We start from the raw sequence: 766 nt of genomic DNA, 5'->3' as shown, positions 1-766 counted from the left end.
CTGTGCCAGCCGTTCGGTGTCTGTCGCATCACCACCATTCAATAGCTCACCGTCCGCCATCCTCATCATGTCACACTCTCTGTTGAGACGGCTTGGTGCTTGGAACATGCGACATTGATTGGGGGGCTGGCAGGATGTGACTGAGCGCCGCCTGCTCGTGCGCATACGCCCTTTGAAACGCTTCGTCCTGATCGGCGACAAATGCAGAAATTGAAGCGGCACTCATAGTGGTGTCGCCCAACGGGCAAGCACAACGGCCAAGTTGTTCGCGAGCCCGCGTCAAGAGACTATCCATCTGTGCGATGGTCTGTCGCGCAGCCTCCATCGTGTCATCGAGGTTCATTGCCCCTCCCAGACGGTCTCCTTGCCAACGCACCGTAGCGCCTGCAGGATTCGAAACCGCTTGCGCCACCAGCCCCGCTCAAGGGGCAACGACCTGCTCTCGGGGCCGGCCGCTCAAGGCCACCGACAGGCATCGTCTGCCGATGATAAGGTGTGCCAGAATCCCCTTCCTCACGACGAGAACGTTCCCGCAGCTGGCCCAATGGCATTCCTCCGTGTCCCGGTTGGATCAACCGCTCCGCAGGTCACTACTAGAGGCGGCACATGGCGCAAAATACGTGATCGCTATGAAGGCATAGTCGCCCGCGATGGATCGGTGCGTCTCAGCGCGAGCGCTTGAGACGGTGGCGCTAACCCGGAAATGCGTGTCGTTGCGTCAAATGAGTCGTTCGGCAAGAACTCGTCGCCGAGCCGTACGCATTTT

The 766-nt window shown here is 59.8% G+C and carries 1 protein-coding gene; it reads right to left on the bottom strand.

Going from position 1 to position 766, the window contains the following annotated elements:
- Positions 1-70 precede the first annotated feature (70 nt).
- Entirely contained in the window at positions 71-343 is a 273-nt protein-coding gene (locus CWO89_RS44825; protein ID WP_130230739.1) for a hypothetical protein, read from the bottom strand.
- Positions 344-766 lie beyond the last annotated feature (423 nt).

It is taken from the genome of Bradyrhizobium sp. Leo170 (genome assembly GCF_004296405.1).
Lineage (GTDB): Bacteria > Pseudomonadota > Alphaproteobacteria > Rhizobiales > Xanthobacteraceae > Bradyrhizobium.
Note: the sequence above shows the minus strand (reverse complement) of the source record. Positions and strands in the feature narration are given on the sequence as shown.

What these genes read in the sequence shown, in the direction of transcription:
- CWO89_RS44825 (WP_130230739.1), bottom strand. Translation starts at nt 343, where the DNA reads ATGAACCTCGATGACACGATGGAGGCTGCGCGACAGACCATCGCACAG.